This window comes from Devosia submarina (genome assembly GCF_003056345.1).
GTDB lineage: Bacteria > Pseudomonadota > Alphaproteobacteria > Rhizobiales > Devosiaceae > Devosia > Devosia submarina.
On sequence record NZ_PYWB01000007.1, the window covers coordinates 212,262 to 227,749 of the forward strand.

Here is a 15,488-nt window from a genome sequence, read left to right on the forward strand (position 1 = left end):
CTAGGTTTCTCATATCCTGGACACATCAGGCGCAACTCACGTCCCTTGAGGCCGTTGATCGGGACAAACGAGGAGACAGATCATGGGCCGGCTTATCAAGTCCTTGCTGCTGGGGTGGATCATGAAACGGGTGTTCGGCCGTCGTCGCTGATCCCAGGCTAGTTCATGGACGCAATTGGATGCGCCCGCACGGCGATGGGCACCTGGGGGCGGCCGCGCACGTCGCGGCGGAAGTCGCTGGGCGACATGCCCGAGATCTTGCGGAACGATTTGTTGAAGGCGCTGAGCGAGCCAAAGCCGCTATCCATCGCCACTTGCAAGACATTTACCCCGTCCGACATCAGCATGGCCTGGGCATAGGAGAGCCGCATCAGGTTCACATAATCGTTGAGCGTCATGCCGGTGGATTTCTTGAAGACGTTCATCGCGTATTTCGGATGAACCGAGGCTGCGGCCGCGATGTCGGTGGAATCGATGTCCTCGCGGAAGTTCTCGGCAATGAAATCGCAGATGCGCACCACGATGGGCGAGGAGTGGTGATCGAGCCCATCCACGGCATTGGCGACGCTTGCCGGGCCCTGCAGCAGTTCATAGGGATCAAACCGCACCCGCTCGATCCGCAGCAGCAGCTCGTCCACGGCAAGGCTCGCCTTCATCGGATCGCCCGAGCGGGCATAATTGTTCCAGCGCGCGAAATTGATGGCGTCGGACGCGTCGGTTGCGCGGGTCACGAGGACCGCGCCCTGCATCAGCTTGCTTTGCACATCCTGCGGCAGGCGCAGGCGGAAGAAGTGCACCAGGGGCAGATGACCGCCGGCATAGACGAGATCGTCTGAACGATCATCGAGATAATGCGGCAGGCCGCCCCAGAACAGCGCCAGATCCCCTGCCCTGAACCGCACCGAATGGCCGCTCATGCGGTAATTCGCCCAGCCCTGCACGATGAAATTGACCTCCACCTGCGCATGCCAATGGGGCGCGCGCATCACCAGCGGGGAGGCGTGGAACATGTGAAGTTCGGTTGGAAGCCGCTCCACCCCATTGGTTGCAGGTTCGTAATAGACCCGGTCTGCCATCTTACTTTCCGCCAATTTGGCATGCTCCTTTAAGTGGGCAGCCATGCAACATTGAGCTAGCTTATGAACGGCTCACACGAAGAGCAAATGAAAAGGGAGGACTATCTATGAACCGCATTGCTTCGCGGCGAGGCCTTGTGCTTGGCGCTGTTTTGGCCGGCGTCAGCTTCTTAAGTGTTGCGGCCGCATCGGCCGGCGACGTGACCGTTTGGGCTTGGGACCCGAACTTCAACGGCGCCACCATGAAGGAGGCCGCCAGCCGCTACCAGGCCATCAATCCCGAGGCCAATATCATCATCGATGATACGGCCAGCCAGGACGACATCCGTGCCAAGCTGCAGACCCAGCTGCTCGCCGGCAGCACCGACGGGCTCCCCGATATCGTCCTGATCCAGGACGACGTGGCCCAGAAGTACCTCCAGTCCTTCCCCGGCGCCTTTGAGCCGCTTTCCGATTCCATCGATATGACGGCCTTTGCCGACTACAAGGTTGCCGCCGCAACGCTGGACGGCAAGAGCTACTCCCTCCCCTTCGATTCGGGCGTGACGGGCTTGTTCTACCGTTCAGACTATTTCGAAGAGGCCGGCTTCACCGCCGAAGACCTCAACAACATTACCTGGGATCGCCTGATCGAGATCGGCACCGAAGTGAAGGAAAAGACGGGCCATCTGTTGCTTGATCTTGACCTGACCGATACCGGCGTCATCCGCATGATGATGCAGCAATCCGGCACTTGGTATTTCAATGAGGACGGCAGCCTCAATATCGTCGACAACGCCCCCCTCAAAAAGGCGCTCGAAACCTACGCTAAGTTCTATCAGGCAGATTTGGTAAAGCCTGTTTCTGGCTGGGCCGAGTATACCGGCGCCTTTACCTCGGGCGAAGTTGCCGCCGTGCCGGTTGGCGTCTGGATCACCGGCACCATCAAGGCCAATGCCGATCAGTCCGGCCTGTGGGGCGTTGCGCCCATTCCACGCCTCGACATCGAAGGCTCGGTCAATGCGTCCAACCAGGGTGGCTCGAGCTGGTACGTGCTGGCCTCCTCTGACAACAAGGAAGAAGCCATCGACTTCCTCAAGACCGTCTGGGGCAGCGATGTCGATTTCTACCAGAAGATCCTGATCGATCAGGGGGCTGTTGGCTCCTTGCTCGCAGCGCGTGAAGGCGAAGCCTACAAGGCCACCGACGAGTTCTTCGGCGGCGCCCCTGTGTGGCAGGATTTCTCGACTTGGCTCAGCCAGATTCCGAGCGTCGACTACGGCGTCTTCACTGCCGAGGTGGACTCGGCCGTCCAGGCCCAGTTGCCCACCATCATCCAGGGCGGCGATCTCGACCAGGCTCTCCAGGCCATCCACGACCAGGCCCAGCAGCAGATGCAATAAACTGCAGAAGCGAAGCGGGTCTCGGCCCGCTTCGCTTCGATATCAGCGATGCTGCACCGGGGAGGGTGACGATTGGCGTATGCGCGGCTCGACAGGAGAGAACAGCTGACCGGCTGGGCATTCATTGCCCCTGCCCTGGTTCTGTTGGGTCTCTTCATGATCTATCCCATTATCTGGTCGCTCTGGATGAGCTTCCAGGTCGGCAAGGGGATGAACCTCAGCTTTGGCGGTTTTGCCAATATCGAACGGCTGACCAAGGACCCGGTGTTCCTGCGGGCGCTCGGCAACACCTTCATCTTCTTTATTATCCAGGTGCCGATCATGATCACCCTGGCGCTGCTGTTCGCAGTAGCGCTCAATGATTCGACCCTGCGCTTCCGCGGCTTGTTCAGGACGGCAATCTTTCTGCCCTGCGTTACCTCGCTGATCGCTTATTCCACCATCTTCAAGTCGATGTTCGCCACAGATGGCGTGGTCAACCAGGCCTTGATGGCGCTCCACATCATCGGCTCGCCCATTGGCTGGTTCACCGACCCGTTCTGGGCCAAGGTGATCGTCATCCTCGCCATCACCTGGCGCTGGACCGGCTACAACATGATCTTCTATCTGGCGGCGCTGCAAAACGTTGACCGCTCGATCTATGAAGCCGCTCGCATCGATGGGGTGCCGGCCTGGGCGCGGTTCACGCACATCACCATTCCCATGCTCAAGCCCGTGATCCTGTTCACCACGGTGATCTCCACCATTGGAACGCTGCAGCTATTCGACGAGGTCTACAATTTCACTGCCGGCAGCGGCGGCCCCTCGGATTCAACGCTCACCCTTTCGCTCTATATCTACAATCTCACCTTCAAGTTCATGCCCAGCTTCGGCTATTCGGCGACCGTGTCCTGGGTCATCGTGGTGCTGGTCGGCATTTTGAGCTTCCTGCAATTCCTTGTGGCGCGTGACCGGAGGCGGACATGACCGATACTTCCCTGCCCGCAGTCGGCGCACGTCCAGCCGCCAATGTCCGCTCTCGCGTTCCGGCAAACCCCTTCGCTATCCTGCGCCGCGCTCTCGTCTATGTGCTGTTGTCCATCGCGGCGTTTGTTTCGGTTTTCCCGTTCTTCTGGATGATCGTGGGCGCGACCAACAAGTCGGCCGATATCATTCGCGGCAAGAACAGTTTCGGCAGCGAGCTCTTCAACAACGCGGCGACCTTTTTCACCCAGGTCGATGCCCTGCGCGTGTTCTGGAATTCGGCCTTCATTGCCGTCGTGGGTACCGCGCTGACGCTGCTGATCTCGTCCCTCGCCGGTTACGGCTTCGAGATGTTCCGCAGCAAGGTCCGCGAACGGATCTTCGCACTCCTGCTGCTGTTCCTGTCCATCCCGTTTGCGGCCATGATGGTGCCGCTGTTCGTGATGTTCTCGCAGGCCAAGCTCGTCAACACCTATACGGCCGTGATCCTGCCGACCGTCGCGTCCATCTTCATCATCTTCTACTTCCGCCAGGCGACCAAGGCCTTCCCGAGCGAGCTGCGCGACGCCGCCAAGATCGATGGGCTCAAGGAGTGGCAGATTTTCCTTTTCGTCTACATGCCGGTGATGCGCTCTACCTATGCGGCCGCGACCATCATCATCTTCATGGCCAATTGGAACAACTACCTTTGGCCGCTGATCGTGCTGCAGACCGCCGAGAACAAGACAATCACCTTGATCGTTTCGGCGCTGACCTCGGCCTATACGCCGGACTACGGGATGATCCTGTTCGGCACGGTCCTCGCCACACTCCCCACCCTCGTCATTTTCTTTTTGCTCCAGCGCCGCTTCGTTGAAGGCATGCTGGGCGCGGTCAAATAAGGTGCAATCCCAATGAGCAGCCTCAAACTATCGGGCGTGCGCAAGTCCTATGGCCATGTCGAGGTCATCAAGGGCGTGGACCTCGAGATCAAGTCCAAGGAATTCGTGGTGTTCGTGGGCCCTTCGGGGTGCGGGAAGTCCACCCTGCTGCGGATGATCGCGGGCCTTGAACACATCTCTGCCGGCGACCTCGAAATCGGCGGCACGCGGATGAACGATGTCGATCCATCCAAGCGCGGCATCGCCATGGTGTTCCAGTCCTATGCGCTTTATCCTCATATGACCGTGCGCGAAAACATGGGCTTTGCCCTGCGCTTTGCTGGCGTGGCCAAGGACCAGATCGCGCGCCAGGTGCAGGATGCCGCCCGCATCTTGGCGCTTGAACCCCTGCTCGATCGCCTGCCCAAGGAACTCTCGGGCGGCCAGCGCCAGCGCGTCGCTATTGGCCGCGCTATCGTGCGCAATCCCGAAGTGTTCCTGTTCGACGAACCGCTCTCCAATCTCGACGCGGAACTGCGCGTCCACATGCGCATCGAGATCGCGCGGCTCCACAAGGAGTTGCAGACCACAGTCATCTACGTGACGCACGACCAGGTGGAGGCGATGACGCTGGCCGATACCATTGTCGTGCTGCGCGACGGCGTGATCGAACAGGTGGGGCGTCCGCTCGACCTATACGACAACCCCGCAAACCAGTTCGTGGCCGGCTTTATCGGTTCGCCCAAGATGAATTTCCTTGCCGCAAGCATCGTCGAGAAGTCAGCCGGATCGGTAACTGTAGCGTTGCGCAATCATTCTGGCGTTCAGTTCACCGTTCCGGCATCGGGCGGCGCTGTGGGCGAGGACGTCACCCTGGGCGTGCGCGCCGAACATTTCGGGGAGCCGGGCGCTGGCGCTGCCGATATCCGCCTCAACGTCGATGTGGCCGAACATCTCGGCTCCACCAGCTATGTCTATGCCAATGCAGGCGGGGAATCGCTGATCATCGAGCGCGAGGAATCGCGCAATGAGATGGGCCAGGAGCACATCACCGTCTCGATCTCTCCCGAGCGAGCCTTTCTTTTCGATAGCAAAGGCCAGCGCATCCGCTGACCTCTGCTCCACTCCATCAGTAAACCTCATGGTGAGCTTGTCGAACCACGAGGTTGTGCCACGGCATTCTGCCACGACCTCATCCTTCGACAGGCTCAGGATGGGTCTACTCAAGGACCAAACTATGACTGACCAAAAAATCCGCTGGGGCATTATCGGGCCGGGCAGCATTGCCAAGGCTTTCCAGGGCGGCGTCGCCGGCTCCAAGCATGGTGTGCTGGCCGCCATCGCCACCCGCGATCCCAACAAGCCCAATTTGGCCACGGACTTCCCCGGCGCACGCATTGTGCATGGCTATGACGCCCTGCTTGCCGACCCCGAAATCGACGCCGTCTATATTGCCGTGCCGCATACCGGCCACGCCGAATGGGCCATCAAGGCTGCCCAGGCGGGCAAGCACGTCCTCGTCGAAAAGCCCCTGGCGCTGTCGTCCCATGAAATGGACGCCGTTTTCCACGCCCATCGCAAGGCAGGCACCTTTGCCGGCGAAGCCTTCATGTATCGCCTCCACCCGCAGACAGCAAAGCTGGGCGAACTCATCCGGTCCGGCGCCATCGGCGAAGTGCGCATGATTCAGTCGAGCTTCGGCTTCTCCATGGGCATCTTCCAGCCCCAGCATCGCCTGTTCGCCTCCGCCTTGGCCGGTGGCGGCATACTCGATGTTGGCGGCTACCCCGTCTCGATGGCGCGCTTCATCGCTGGCCAAGCCGTGGGCAAGCCCTTTGCCGATCCGGTCAAGGTCGCTGGCACTGCCAAGCTCAATGCCGAGGGCACCGATGACTGGGCGGCTGCCGTTCTTACCTTCGAGAACGGCATCGTCGCTCAGGTGTCCTGCGCCGTCATGGCGAACCTCGACAATGTCCTTCGCATCCATGGCTCGGAAGGCCGCATCGAAGTGCCAGATTTCTGGTTTGCCGGCGGCGACCGCACCAAGGGCCTTGGCCGCATCGACATCATCAAGAAGGGCCAGACCGAAACAATCAGCGTCGGCGAAGAGCGCCACGTTTATTCCTTTGAAGTCGACGCTGCTGCCGAGGCGATCTTCGCCAAGCGCAACGAACTGGCGGCCCCTGGCATGAGCTGGGCGGATTCGCTGGGCAATGCCCGCGTGCTCGACGCCTGGCGCAAGGATGCCGGCATCGAATACTCCGTCGAAAAGGCCTCTGTCCGCGTCAACACGCTCGACAATCGCAAGCTCGGGCCGAACCAGGGCTTAATCCCCAAGCGCTCCATTCCGGGCCTCGGCAAGCAGGCTTCTGCCGTCGCCCTGGGCTTTGAAGATTTCCGATCCTTTGCTTCGGGCGCCATCATGCTCGACGCCTTCTGGGAAAAGGGGGGCAACATCTTCGACACTGCCTTTGTTTATGGCGCGGGCTATACCGAAACCCTGTTCGGCCAGTGGCACACCAATCGCGGCACGCGTGAAGGATCGGTCCTGATCGGCAAGGGCGCCCATAGCCCGCTGGTTTATCCCGACGTCATCGCCAAGCAGCTGACCCAGTCGCTGGATCGCCTCCAGACCGACTATGTCGATGTTTACTTCATGCACCGCGACAACCTTGAAGTCCCGGTTGGCGAGTTCGTGGATGCCATGGATGCCGAAGTGCAGAAGGGTCGTATCCGCGGGCCGTTCGGTGGCTCCAACTGGACCAAGGAGCGTTTCGACGAAGCCGTTGCCTATGCCGAGCGCACCGGCAAGACCAAGCCCATGGCCTTGAGCAACAATTTCGCGCTCAGCGAAATGCTCGAGCCCATCTGGCCCGGTTGCGTGACCTCGTCCACCGATGAGTGGAAGCAATGGCTCACGGATCGCCAGGTCACCAATTTCTCCTGGTCCAGCCAGGGCCGCGGCTTCTTCACCGACCGCGCCGGTCGCGACAAGACCGACAACGAGGAACTGGTTCGCTGCTGGTACAACGACAAGAACTTCGCCCGCCGCGACCGCGCGATTGAACTGGCGAACCAGCTTGGCCACAGCCCCATCCACATCGCGTTGGCTTTCGTGCTCGCCCAACCCTTCCCGTCGATCCCCCTGATCGGACCGCGGACGCTGGGCGAACTGGACGACAGCCTCCGGGCGTTCGACATCAAGCTGACGCCCGAGCAGGTGAAATGGCTCGACAACGGCTAGGCTGATCCGGTGCGCTAGAGGGGCTTTCCCTATAATCACCTAGGACGGCCACACCCACCATCCGTCACCCTCGGGCTTGACCCGAGGGCTCTGCACTTTAGCAACGTCCCATCAGTACAATCTCCTCGGGTCAAGCCCGAGGATGACGATCGGAGCTGGGGCACCATCTATCCCACCCACGATGTCACCCCGGGCTCGACCCGGGGCCCATCTCGAGATCGCTCCCCAGCCGCAAGGTGGACCGAGCGAACACCTCCCAAAAACAACCATATCAGGCTGGATCCCGGATCAAGTCCGGGATGACACCGCGTTTGTGAAGCGAACTGGTGCTCACCACACACCAGGTTCACCCTCCCCTTGCGGGGAGGGCCAGGGAGGGGGTCCTCTCCTCGCGCACAGATTTCCCCCTTATCCCCCACCCCCAGACCTCCAATACAATCTCCTCACCAACCACATCACCCAGCGGGTCGCGCGAACCGGCTAGTGTGGTTGGCAGATGGGGCGAGGATGTTCGTGATCCTCGTAGGCAAGCGGAAGTGTCACCAATGCCTCTGGGAGGCTCAGGGACCAGAGTCGCGCGCGCCGGAAAATCCCATCTGATGTGGCGAGGCTTTGTCTCACTACACTAACTACCCCCCGAGGCATTGCCTCGCCACATCAACGCTGGAACAACCGCGAAGGAGGCGGCGCTTCCGCACGCCTGGTTACACGGCTGTCCCTGCTTGCACCGCCCCTCTCACTGCCCTATCTTCCTCGGCGCGGGACGATCAATCCCGCATTGTTCTCAGGGCGGGGTGCAATTCCCCACCGGCGGTAAGGCGGCGACGCCAAGCCCGCGAGCGCTTCGCGCAAGCGAAGGTCAGCAGATCCGGTGTGATTCCGGAGCCGACGGTATAGTCCGGATGAAAGAGAACGGGATCAGCGCTGGCGTGCCGGCGCCTGCCTTATATTGGCCGGCGTTTGCCTCAACGACTTCCCGTAACCCTGGGGAAACTGGTTACGGAAAGGATTTTGCATGAACCACGTTTCCTCTACTCCCAATGCTCCGGTGCTCGGCGCCGTTTTCATGCTTGGCGCAGGCATTACCTTCGCCATCACCAATATCTTGACCCCCATTATTACCTGGCAGATGGGCGTGCCTTCGACGGCCGTTGTCTTCTGGCAATATGTAATCGCCACGATCATCGCCCTGCCCCTCATTTTCCGCATCGGGCTGGGTGCGCTCCGGACCCGCCATGCCGGCTGGCACGAAGCCCGCGCCTTCCTCTCGGCGCTCGGCGTTCAGTTCTTCGCCTTCGGCTTTGCCAGCGGGGTGCCTGTCTGGCAGATGGTGGCGCTTTCCATGACCGGACCATTCTTCATCATCACCGGCGCAACGCTGTTTCTGGGCGAAAAGCTCACCATCCAGCGTCTTGGTGCCACCACGGTCGGCTTCATCGGTGCACTTATGGTGACCCAATTGGGCACCGAGCAGTTCACCCTCGCCTCGCTCCTGCCCATTCTTGCAGCGGCCTGCTGGGGCACGGTCTCGGTGATCACCAAATATCTCTCGCGCGATGAGGCCCCGGAATCCCTCACGCTCTACATGCTGGTGCTGATCACGCCCAACCACTTCCTGATCGGGCTGATCCTGGGAATAGCCGTCGCCGTCCTGCCCGCAGGCGTGCTGCCGGCGAGCCTTGCCACGGGCTTTGATTTCGTGCTGCCCGGCGGTGATGCGCTTTGGCTGATCCTGCTTCTTGGCGCCGTCACCGCCGGCGCGCAGTACTTCCTCAGTCTCGCCTACAAAGTCGCCGACGCCACCTATCTGCAGCCGTTCGATGATCTCAAGCTCCCGCTCAACACGCTCCTTGGCTGGATCGTGCTGTCGCAGGTGCCGGCTCTCTGGTTCTGGCCGGGCGCCCTGCTGATCCTGGCAGCATCGAGCTTCATCCTCTGGACCGAAACCCAGCAGCGACAGAAGCTCACCTACGCCTAGACGGAAATCCAGCGTTGCTCGCGGTGGCTCTGCGCCATCGCGTGCACCGCCCGCTCGATCTCCAACCCCTTCTCGAAATCGATCACCCTTGCATCCTCGCCAGCAATGCGCCGCAGCAATTCATGGCACTCGATGATCTTGAGATCGTTGAAGCCAAGCCCATGCCCCGGCGCCGGGATGAACCGGTCATAGGGCGGGTGCTGCGGCCCGGCCAGGATGGTGCGGAAGCCTTGCAGGCTCTGCCGATCGGCGGCCGAATACACCTGGAGCTCGTTGAACCGCTCCTGGTCGAACACGATGGTTCCCGCGCTGCCAAAAATCTGCAGCGCGATCCGTCCCTTGCGTCCCCAGGCTGACCGGTTCAGCGCCATGACGCCACTTATCCCCTCCCCGATTTCGAAGAGTACACTGGCGATATCGAAGGTTTCCACCGGGCGGCGTGTCCCCTCCACGGTCGGGCGATCTGGGTAGGGTTTGGAAAGGTTGGCGAACACTTTTGTGACGGGGCCGAATAAGGTTTGCAGCAGGCTCAGCGGATGGACGCCGAAATCGTCCAAAGCCCCATAGCCGGAGCTCGCCTCGCTTTTCCAATAGAACAGCGCTTCGGGGTCGGCCATGAAGTCTTCATCCATCTCCAGCCGAACGTGATTGACGCTCCCGATCGCCCCCTCGCGCAGGAGAGCCTCGATCTGCCGCATGAGCGGGCTCTGGATGTAATTGTACCCCAGCACAGCCACCTGGCCCGACGCCCTTGCCGCCGCAGCCATGCGCTCGGAATCGGCCAGCGCCACCGCCATCGGCTTTTCGCACCAGACATGCTTACCCGCTTCCAGCGCGGCAATGGCCATATCGGCGTGAAAGGCATTGGGCGTCGTCACCGAAACAACATCCACATCGGGATCAGCCACCAGTTCCCGCCAGTCGCCCGTGGCCTTCTCAAACCCGAATTCAGCGGCCCTGCGCTCCGCCAGATCCTGCGTCATCTCGGCCAGGTGCACGAGCCTGGGGCGCGCACAGTCCCCGAACACCGCCTTCACTCCGTTCCAGGCCAGCGCGTGGCACTTGCCCATGTAGCCCGTGCCGATCAGGCCAACGCCGATGCTTGCCGTCATACAATCCTCCTCCTTGCATCCACCCCCAAGCTATTCGTTGGGGCTCTTGATTGCGACAGCGGATTGAGGATTATGGCGGTCCAATGCGAGAGCAAGCCATGTCCAACGCCGCCGCCAAAGAGCAGCCCCCGCAGCATTTCGACGCGTTGCGTACCGCTATCCTTGAGCGCAAGCACGAATTGCCCAAGCGGCTGACGCAGGTGGCCGCCTATGCGCTGGACCATCCCGACGAGATCGCGTTCGGCACTGCCGCGAGCATTGCCCTTTCCGCTAACGTTCAGCCCTCCACCCTGGTGCGCTTTGCCCAGTTCTTCGGGTTCGATGGCTTTTCCGGCCTGCAGATGTTGTTCCGCGCCCGCCTGCGCGAGCGCAATTCCTCCTATGAGGATCGCCTGCGCCAGCTCGAACAGGACGGCCCCGCGCTGACCGAGAGCTCCAGCATTTTCAATGGCTTCATTTCGGCCGCGCATCGCTCGCTTGATGCCGTGATAGCTGCGGTCGAGCCTGAAAAGTTCGAGCGGGCCGTCTCGATCCTTGCCGAAGCCGACACGATCTACCTGATCGCCAAGCGCCGCTCCTACCCTATCAGCAGCTACATGGCCTATGCCTTTGGCAAGCTCAAGGTCCGCTTCCAGCTGGTCGGCACGGCCGCAGGCATCGATGATGACATGCTGGCCATGGCAACCCCAAAGGACGCAGCCTTCGCCATCAGCTTTTCGCCTTATGCCTCGGAAAGCACGGCACAAGCCCGCGTCATGGCGGCACGCGGCGTTCCGGTGATTTCGCTCACCGATTCAGCGTTTTCCCCGCTGGCGGAATGCTCGAAGGAATGGTTCGAGGTCGTTGAGGCCGACCATGCAGGCTTCCGATCCCTGTCCGCCAGCATGGCATTTGCCATGGCGCTGACGGTAGGGATTGCGGAAGCACGGCGGCGGCACTGATTGGCAGCTGTGGAATACGCATTCCACGTTGACGACATAACGGAACCCATGTTTCATGCACCGGCTCAGCGCCGCATGGGAGGACACAGTGACGATTGCGCATCCTGATGGCGGCACCAAGCCGCTCGACGTGATCACCATTGGCCGTGCCTCAGTGGACCTTTATGGCCAGCAGATCGGCACGCGGCTGGAAGACATCGGCAGCTTCGCCAAATCCGTCGGCGGCTGCCCCACCAATATAGCGGTCGGCACGGCACGGCTGGGCCTGAAATCAGCGCTGATCACCCGTGTCGGCAACGAACAGATGGGCCGCTTCATCCGCGAGCAGCTGCAGCGCGAAGGCGTCGATATCAGCGGGATCGCGACCGACCTCAACCGCCTGACGGCGCTGGTGCTTCTGTCCGTGGAAGCCGAGGGCGTTTCGCCCATGATCTTTTATCGCACCGATTGTGCCGACATGGCCCTGTCCGAGGAAGACATCGACGAAGAGCTGATCGCCTCTGCCCGCGCCATTGTCGTCACCGGCACCCATTTCTCCCGGCCCAACAGCGAAGCGGCCCAGAAGAAAGCCATTCGTCTCGCGAAAGCCTCCGGCGCGCGCGTCGCCTTCGATATCGACTATCGTCCAAACCTTTGGGGTCTTGCCGGGCACGATGCTGGCTTCGAGCGCTATGTCGCCTCTGACATTGTTTCGCAAAAGTACAAATCCGTCCTTCCCGATTGCGACCTGATCGTGGGAACAGAAGAAGAAGTGCTGATCGCTTCGGGTGAGGCGGACCTGCTTTCCGCTCTTAAGACCATCCGGTCCGTCTCTTCGGCGACCATCGTCCTCAAGCGCGGACCCATGGGCTGCATCGTTTATGACGGCGCCATTCCGGACAATCTGGAAGACGGCATTGTCGGCAAGGGCTTTCCCATCGAGGTCTACAATGTCCTTGGCGCCGGCGACGCCTTCATGAGCGGCTGGCTGCGCGGCTGGCTCAAGGGCGAACCGCATGCCACCAGCGCCACCTGGGCCAATGCCTGCGGTGCGTTTGCCGTGTCGCGGCTCCTCTGTGCGCCGGAATATCCGAGCTGGACCGAGCTCAATCATTTCCTCCAAAAAGGGAGTCCCGAGAAGGCCTTGCGTCGGGATCCTGAACTTAATCATCTGCATTGGGCAACCAATCGGCGCCGGCAAATCCCGAGCCTCATGGCTCTCGCGATCGATCACCGCAGCCAGTTGGAAGAGCTCGCCAAGGGCGATGCCGCTGTCCTTGCACGAATTCCGGCCTTCAAGGCTCTGGCTGTCAAGGCGGCAACGCAGATCGCCAATGGTCGTCCAGGCTTTGGCATGCTGCTCGATGACAAATATGGACGCGATGCCCTGTTTGCTGCCGGTGCGGAGAAGGATTTCTGGATCGCACGGCCCATCGAGCTGCCGGGCTCGAGGCCCTTGCAGTTCGAATTTTCTCAAGACCTCGGCTCGCGTATCATCGATTGGCCGGTAGACCATTGCATCAAGGTGCTGTGCTTCTACCGTCCCGATGATGATGCCGAGCTCAAGCGCATGCAGATCGAAAAGCTGCGCGCAGCCTATGATGCAGCGCGCAAAGTGGGCCGAGATATCCTGATCGAGATCATCGCGGGCAAGCACGGCGATCTCGGCGACGACACAGTCAATCGTGCCCTGAGCGAAATCTACGATGCCGGGATCAAGCCGGATTGGTGGAAACTCGAGGCGCAACCCAGTGCAGCGGCTTGGCGCGAGATCGATGGGGTGATCGAAGCACGCGACCCGTTCTGCCGCGGCGTGGTATTGCTCGGGCTCGATGCGCCGCATGAAGTGCTCGAAGCTGGTTTCGCCAAGGCGCGGAGCGCGCGGACCGTGCGGGGCTTCGCTGTAGGACGGACAATCTTTGCCGACGCCGCCCGCAAATGGTTGGCCGGTGAAATGAACGATGAAGATGCCATAGCCGACATGGCGCGCCGCTTTGGCGCCCTGGTCGAGGTTTGGGAAAATCTGGGCAGGAACGCAATGGCCTGAGGGCCAGCCGACTTGCCCAAGAGGAGGATGCGGCGATGAGCCAGAAAACTGTTCGATTGACCATGGCGCAGGCTGTGGCGCGGTTCCTGACCATGCAGAAGACGGTCATCGATGAGCAAACCGTGCCGATTTTTGGCGGTGTGTTCGCCATTTTCGGCCATGGCAACGTGGCGGGTGTCGGCGAGGCGCTGCACGGGGTCAAGGACACGCTGCCGACCTATCGCGCGCAGAATGAGCAAGGCATGGCGCACGCTGCGATTGCCTATGCCAAGGCCAGCTTCCGCCGCCGCTTCATGGCATGCACCAGCTCCATCGGGCCGGGTGCGCTCAACATGGTCACAGCTGCCGCGCTGGCGCACGTCAACCGCATCCCTGTCCTCCTTTTGCCCGGCGATGTCTTTGCCAATCGGCTGCCCGATCCGGTTCTTCAGCAGGTGGAAGATTTCGGCGACGGCACGGTTTCGGCCAATGACTGCTTCCGCCCAGTCAGCCGCTACTTCGATCGCATCACTCGTCCCGAACAGATCATCCCAGCGCTGCGCCGCGCCATGCAAGTGCTGACCGATCCCGCCGAATGCGGGCCGGTGACGCTCAGCCTCTGCCAGGACGTTCAGGCCGAAGCCTATGATTATCCAGAGAGCTTTTTTGAGGAAAAGATCTGGCACGTCCGGCGCGTCATGCCCGATGCCGACGAATTCGCAGCGGCGGCAACCGCCCTGCTCCATGCCAAGAAGCCCGTGATCATCGCTGGCGGTGGCGTGCTTTATTCCGAAGCGAGCGCTGCCCTCATTCGCTTTGCCGAACGGTATGGCGTGCCGGTGATGGAAACTCAGGCCGGCAAATCCAGCCTGCCGCATGACCATCCGCTAAACATGGGTTCGGTTGGCGTTACCGGCTCGTCCGCTTCCAACCAATTGGCAGAAGAGGCCGACGTCGTGCTGGCAGTCGGCACGCGCCTTCAGGATTTCACCACTGGTTCGTGGGCGCTGTTCAAGAACGATGACTTGAAGATCATCGGGCTGAACGTGCAGCCGTTCGATGCACACAAGCATCAGGCGCTGCCGTTGGTGGCCGATGCGCGCGCCGGACTCGACGCCCTCAATACCGCGCTCACGGGCTGGCAGACTGATCCGGAATGGACGGAACGTGCCAGGGTCGGCAAGGAAGAATGGCTCGTGGCAGCCGATCGCGCCACAGCCTCGACCAATGCCGAACTGCCTTCGGACGCGCAGGTGATCGGCGCCGTGCAGCGTGCCCGCGAGAGCGCCACCCTGGTCTGCGCCTCGGGTGGCCTGCCAGGCGAGTTGCACAAGCTCTGGAAAGCCAGCGCGCCCGGCAGCTACCACATGGAATATGGCTTCTCGACCATGGGCTATGAGATCGCCGGGGGTCTCGGCGTCAAGCTCGCCAGACCAAATGACGATGTTGTCGTCATGGTTGGCGACGGTAGCTATTTGATGATGAACTCCGAGATCGTGAGTTCGATCATGATCGGCGCGAAGCTCACCATCGTCTTGCTGGACAATGCCGGCTTTGGCTGCATCAACCGGCTGCAGATGGCCACCGGCGGCGCCAACTTCAACAATCTGTTGAAGGACACCCACCATGTCACTCTGCCCGGAATCGATTTTGCGGCTCACGCGGCCTCCATGGGCGCCATTGCCCGCAAGGTTGGCTCCATCAGCGAGCTCGAAACCGCGCTGCAAGAGAGCGAGGGCAATGACCGCACGACGGTCATTGTCATCGATACTGACCCGTTGATCACCACCGAGGCAGGCGGTCACTGGTGGGACGTTGCCGTGCCCGAAGTCAGCGATCGTCCGCAGGTCAACGCCGCCCGCGAAGCCTATGTGAAAGCACTGCAGGCACAGCGGGCGGGTTGAGATTGCACCCCAAGGCGCAGGAG

General features: G+C 61.2%; 11 protein-coding genes and 1 riboswitch. Of the genes, 9 read left to right on the forward strand and 2 right to left on the reverse strand.

From position 1 onward, the window contains the following. Nucleotides 1-158 precede the first annotated feature (158 nt). The gene (locus DDE77_RS12285; RefSeq protein ID WP_108397839.1) at nt 159-1,076 is read right to left on the reverse strand and encodes a helix-turn-helix domain-containing protein; all 918 of its coding nucleotides are present in this window, start codon (nt 1,074-1,076) and stop codon (nt 159-161) included. 107 nt (nt 1,077-1,183) lie between these two features. Here DDE77_RS12285 and DDE77_RS12290 point away from each other — a divergent pair, with 107 nt between their 5' ends. The 6 genes from DDE77_RS12290 to DDE77_RS12315 all read left to right on the forward strand — a co-directional run bounded on the left by DDE77_RS12290 (nt 1,184) and on the right by DDE77_RS12315 (nt 9,503). Beyond that, the gene (locus DDE77_RS12290) at nt 1,184-2,458 is read left to right on the forward strand and encodes an ABC transporter substrate-binding protein (protein ID WP_108397751.1); all 1,275 of its coding nucleotides are present in this window, start codon (nt 1,184-1,186) and stop codon (nt 2,456-2,458) included. 72 nt (nt 2,459-2,530) lie between these two features. Next, entirely contained in the window at nt 2,531-3,424 is an 894-nt protein-coding gene (locus DDE77_RS12295; protein ID WP_245895217.1) for a carbohydrate ABC transporter permease, read from the forward strand. Continuing rightward, nucleotides 3,421-4,302, forward strand: coding sequence for a carbohydrate ABC transporter permease (locus tag DDE77_RS12300; RefSeq protein WP_108397752.1), 882 nt, complete (start codon nt 3,421-3,423; stop codon nt 4,300-4,302). Before DDE77_RS12295 ends, DDE77_RS12300 begins: the two co-directional genes overlap by 4 nt. A 12-nt stretch (nt 4,303-4,314) precedes the next feature. Then, complete coding sequence (locus DDE77_RS12305; RefSeq protein ID WP_108397753.1) at nt 4,315-5,394, forward strand: ABC transporter ATP-binding protein; 1,080 nt, start codon at nt 4,315-4,317, stop codon at nt 5,392-5,394. A gap of 124 nt (nt 5,395-5,518) precedes the next feature. Then, a complete protein-coding gene (locus tag DDE77_RS12310; protein WP_108397841.1) occupies nt 5,519-7,525 on the forward strand; it encodes an aldo/keto reductase in 2,007 nt (668 codons plus the stop codon). Nucleotides 7,526-8,301: 776 nt separating this feature from the next. Continuing rightward, nucleotides 8,302-8,443, forward strand: a riboswitch (FMN riboswitch). A 97-nt stretch (nt 8,444-8,540) separates the two neighbouring features. Then, entirely contained in the window at nt 8,541-9,503 is a 963-nt protein-coding gene (locus DDE77_RS12315) for a DMT family transporter (RefSeq protein ID WP_108397754.1), read from the forward strand. Here DDE77_RS12315 and DDE77_RS12320 read toward each other — a convergent pair. Then, the gene (locus DDE77_RS12320; protein WP_108397755.1) at nt 9,500-10,615 is read right to left on the reverse strand and encodes a Gfo/Idh/MocA family protein; all 1,116 of its coding nucleotides are present in this window, start codon (nt 10,613-10,615) and stop codon (nt 9,500-9,502) included. The two genes, DDE77_RS12315 and DDE77_RS12320, sit on opposite strands and share 4 nt — an antisense overlap. Nucleotides 10,616-10,713: 98 nt before the next feature. On the opposite strand from DDE77_RS12320, the gene DDE77_RS12325 reads away from it, so the two are divergent. The 3 genes from DDE77_RS12325 to iolD all read left to right on the forward strand — a co-directional run bounded on the left by DDE77_RS12325 (nt 10,714) and on the right by iolD (nt 15,465). After that, on the forward strand, nt 10,714-11,556 hold the full coding sequence (locus DDE77_RS12325) for a MurR/RpiR family transcriptional regulator (protein WP_108397756.1): 843 nt from the start codon (nt 10,714-10,716) through the stop codon (nt 11,554-11,556). 94 nt (nt 11,557-11,650) lie between these two features. After that, on the forward strand, nt 11,651-13,582 hold the full coding sequence (locus tag DDE77_RS12330; protein ID WP_245895241.1) for a bifunctional 5-dehydro-2-deoxygluconokinase/5-dehydro-2-deoxyphosphogluconate aldolase: 1,932 nt from the start codon (nt 11,651-11,653) through the stop codon (nt 13,580-13,582). Between the two features lie 35 nt (nt 13,583-13,617). Beyond that, nucleotides 13,618-15,465, forward strand: coding sequence for a 3D-(3,5/4)-trihydroxycyclohexane-1,2-dione acylhydrolase (decyclizing) (iolD, locus tag DDE77_RS12335; RefSeq protein WP_108397758.1), 1,848 nt, complete (start codon nt 13,618-13,620; stop codon nt 15,463-15,465). The last annotated feature ends 23 nt before the right edge of the window (nt 15,466-15,488 follow it).

Coding starts and splice junctions, on each gene's coding strand:
- DDE77_RS12315 (WP_108397754.1), top strand. CDS start 8,541: ATGAACCACGTTTCCTCTACTCCCAATGCTCCGGTGCTCGGCGCCGTT.
- DDE77_RS12320 (WP_108397755.1), bottom strand. CDS start 10,615: ATGACGGCAAGCATCGGCGTTGGCCTGATCGGCACGGGCTACATGGGC.
- DDE77_RS12305 (WP_108397753.1), top strand. CDS start 4,315: ATGAGCAGCCTCAAACTATCGGGCGTGCGCAAGTCCTATGGCCATGTC.
- iolD (WP_108397758.1), top strand. CDS start 13,618: ATGAGCCAGAAAACTGTTCGATTGACCATGGCGCAGGCTGTGGCGCGG.
- DDE77_RS12325 (WP_108397756.1), top strand. CDS start 10,714: ATGTCCAACGCCGCCGCCAAAGAGCAGCCCCCGCAGCATTTCGACGCG.
- DDE77_RS12300 (WP_108397752.1), top strand. CDS start 3,421: ATGACCGATACTTCCCTGCCCGCAGTCGGCGCACGTCCAGCCGCCAAT.
- DDE77_RS12285 (WP_108397839.1), bottom strand. CDS start 1,076: ATGGCAGACCGGGTCTATTACGAACCTGCAACCAATGGGGTGGAGCGG.
- DDE77_RS12290 (WP_108397751.1), top strand. CDS start 1,184: ATGAACCGCATTGCTTCGCGGCGAGGCCTTGTGCTTGGCGCTGTTTTG.
- DDE77_RS12310 (WP_108397841.1), top strand. CDS start 5,519: ATGACTGACCAAAAAATCCGCTGGGGCATTATCGGGCCGGGCAGCATT.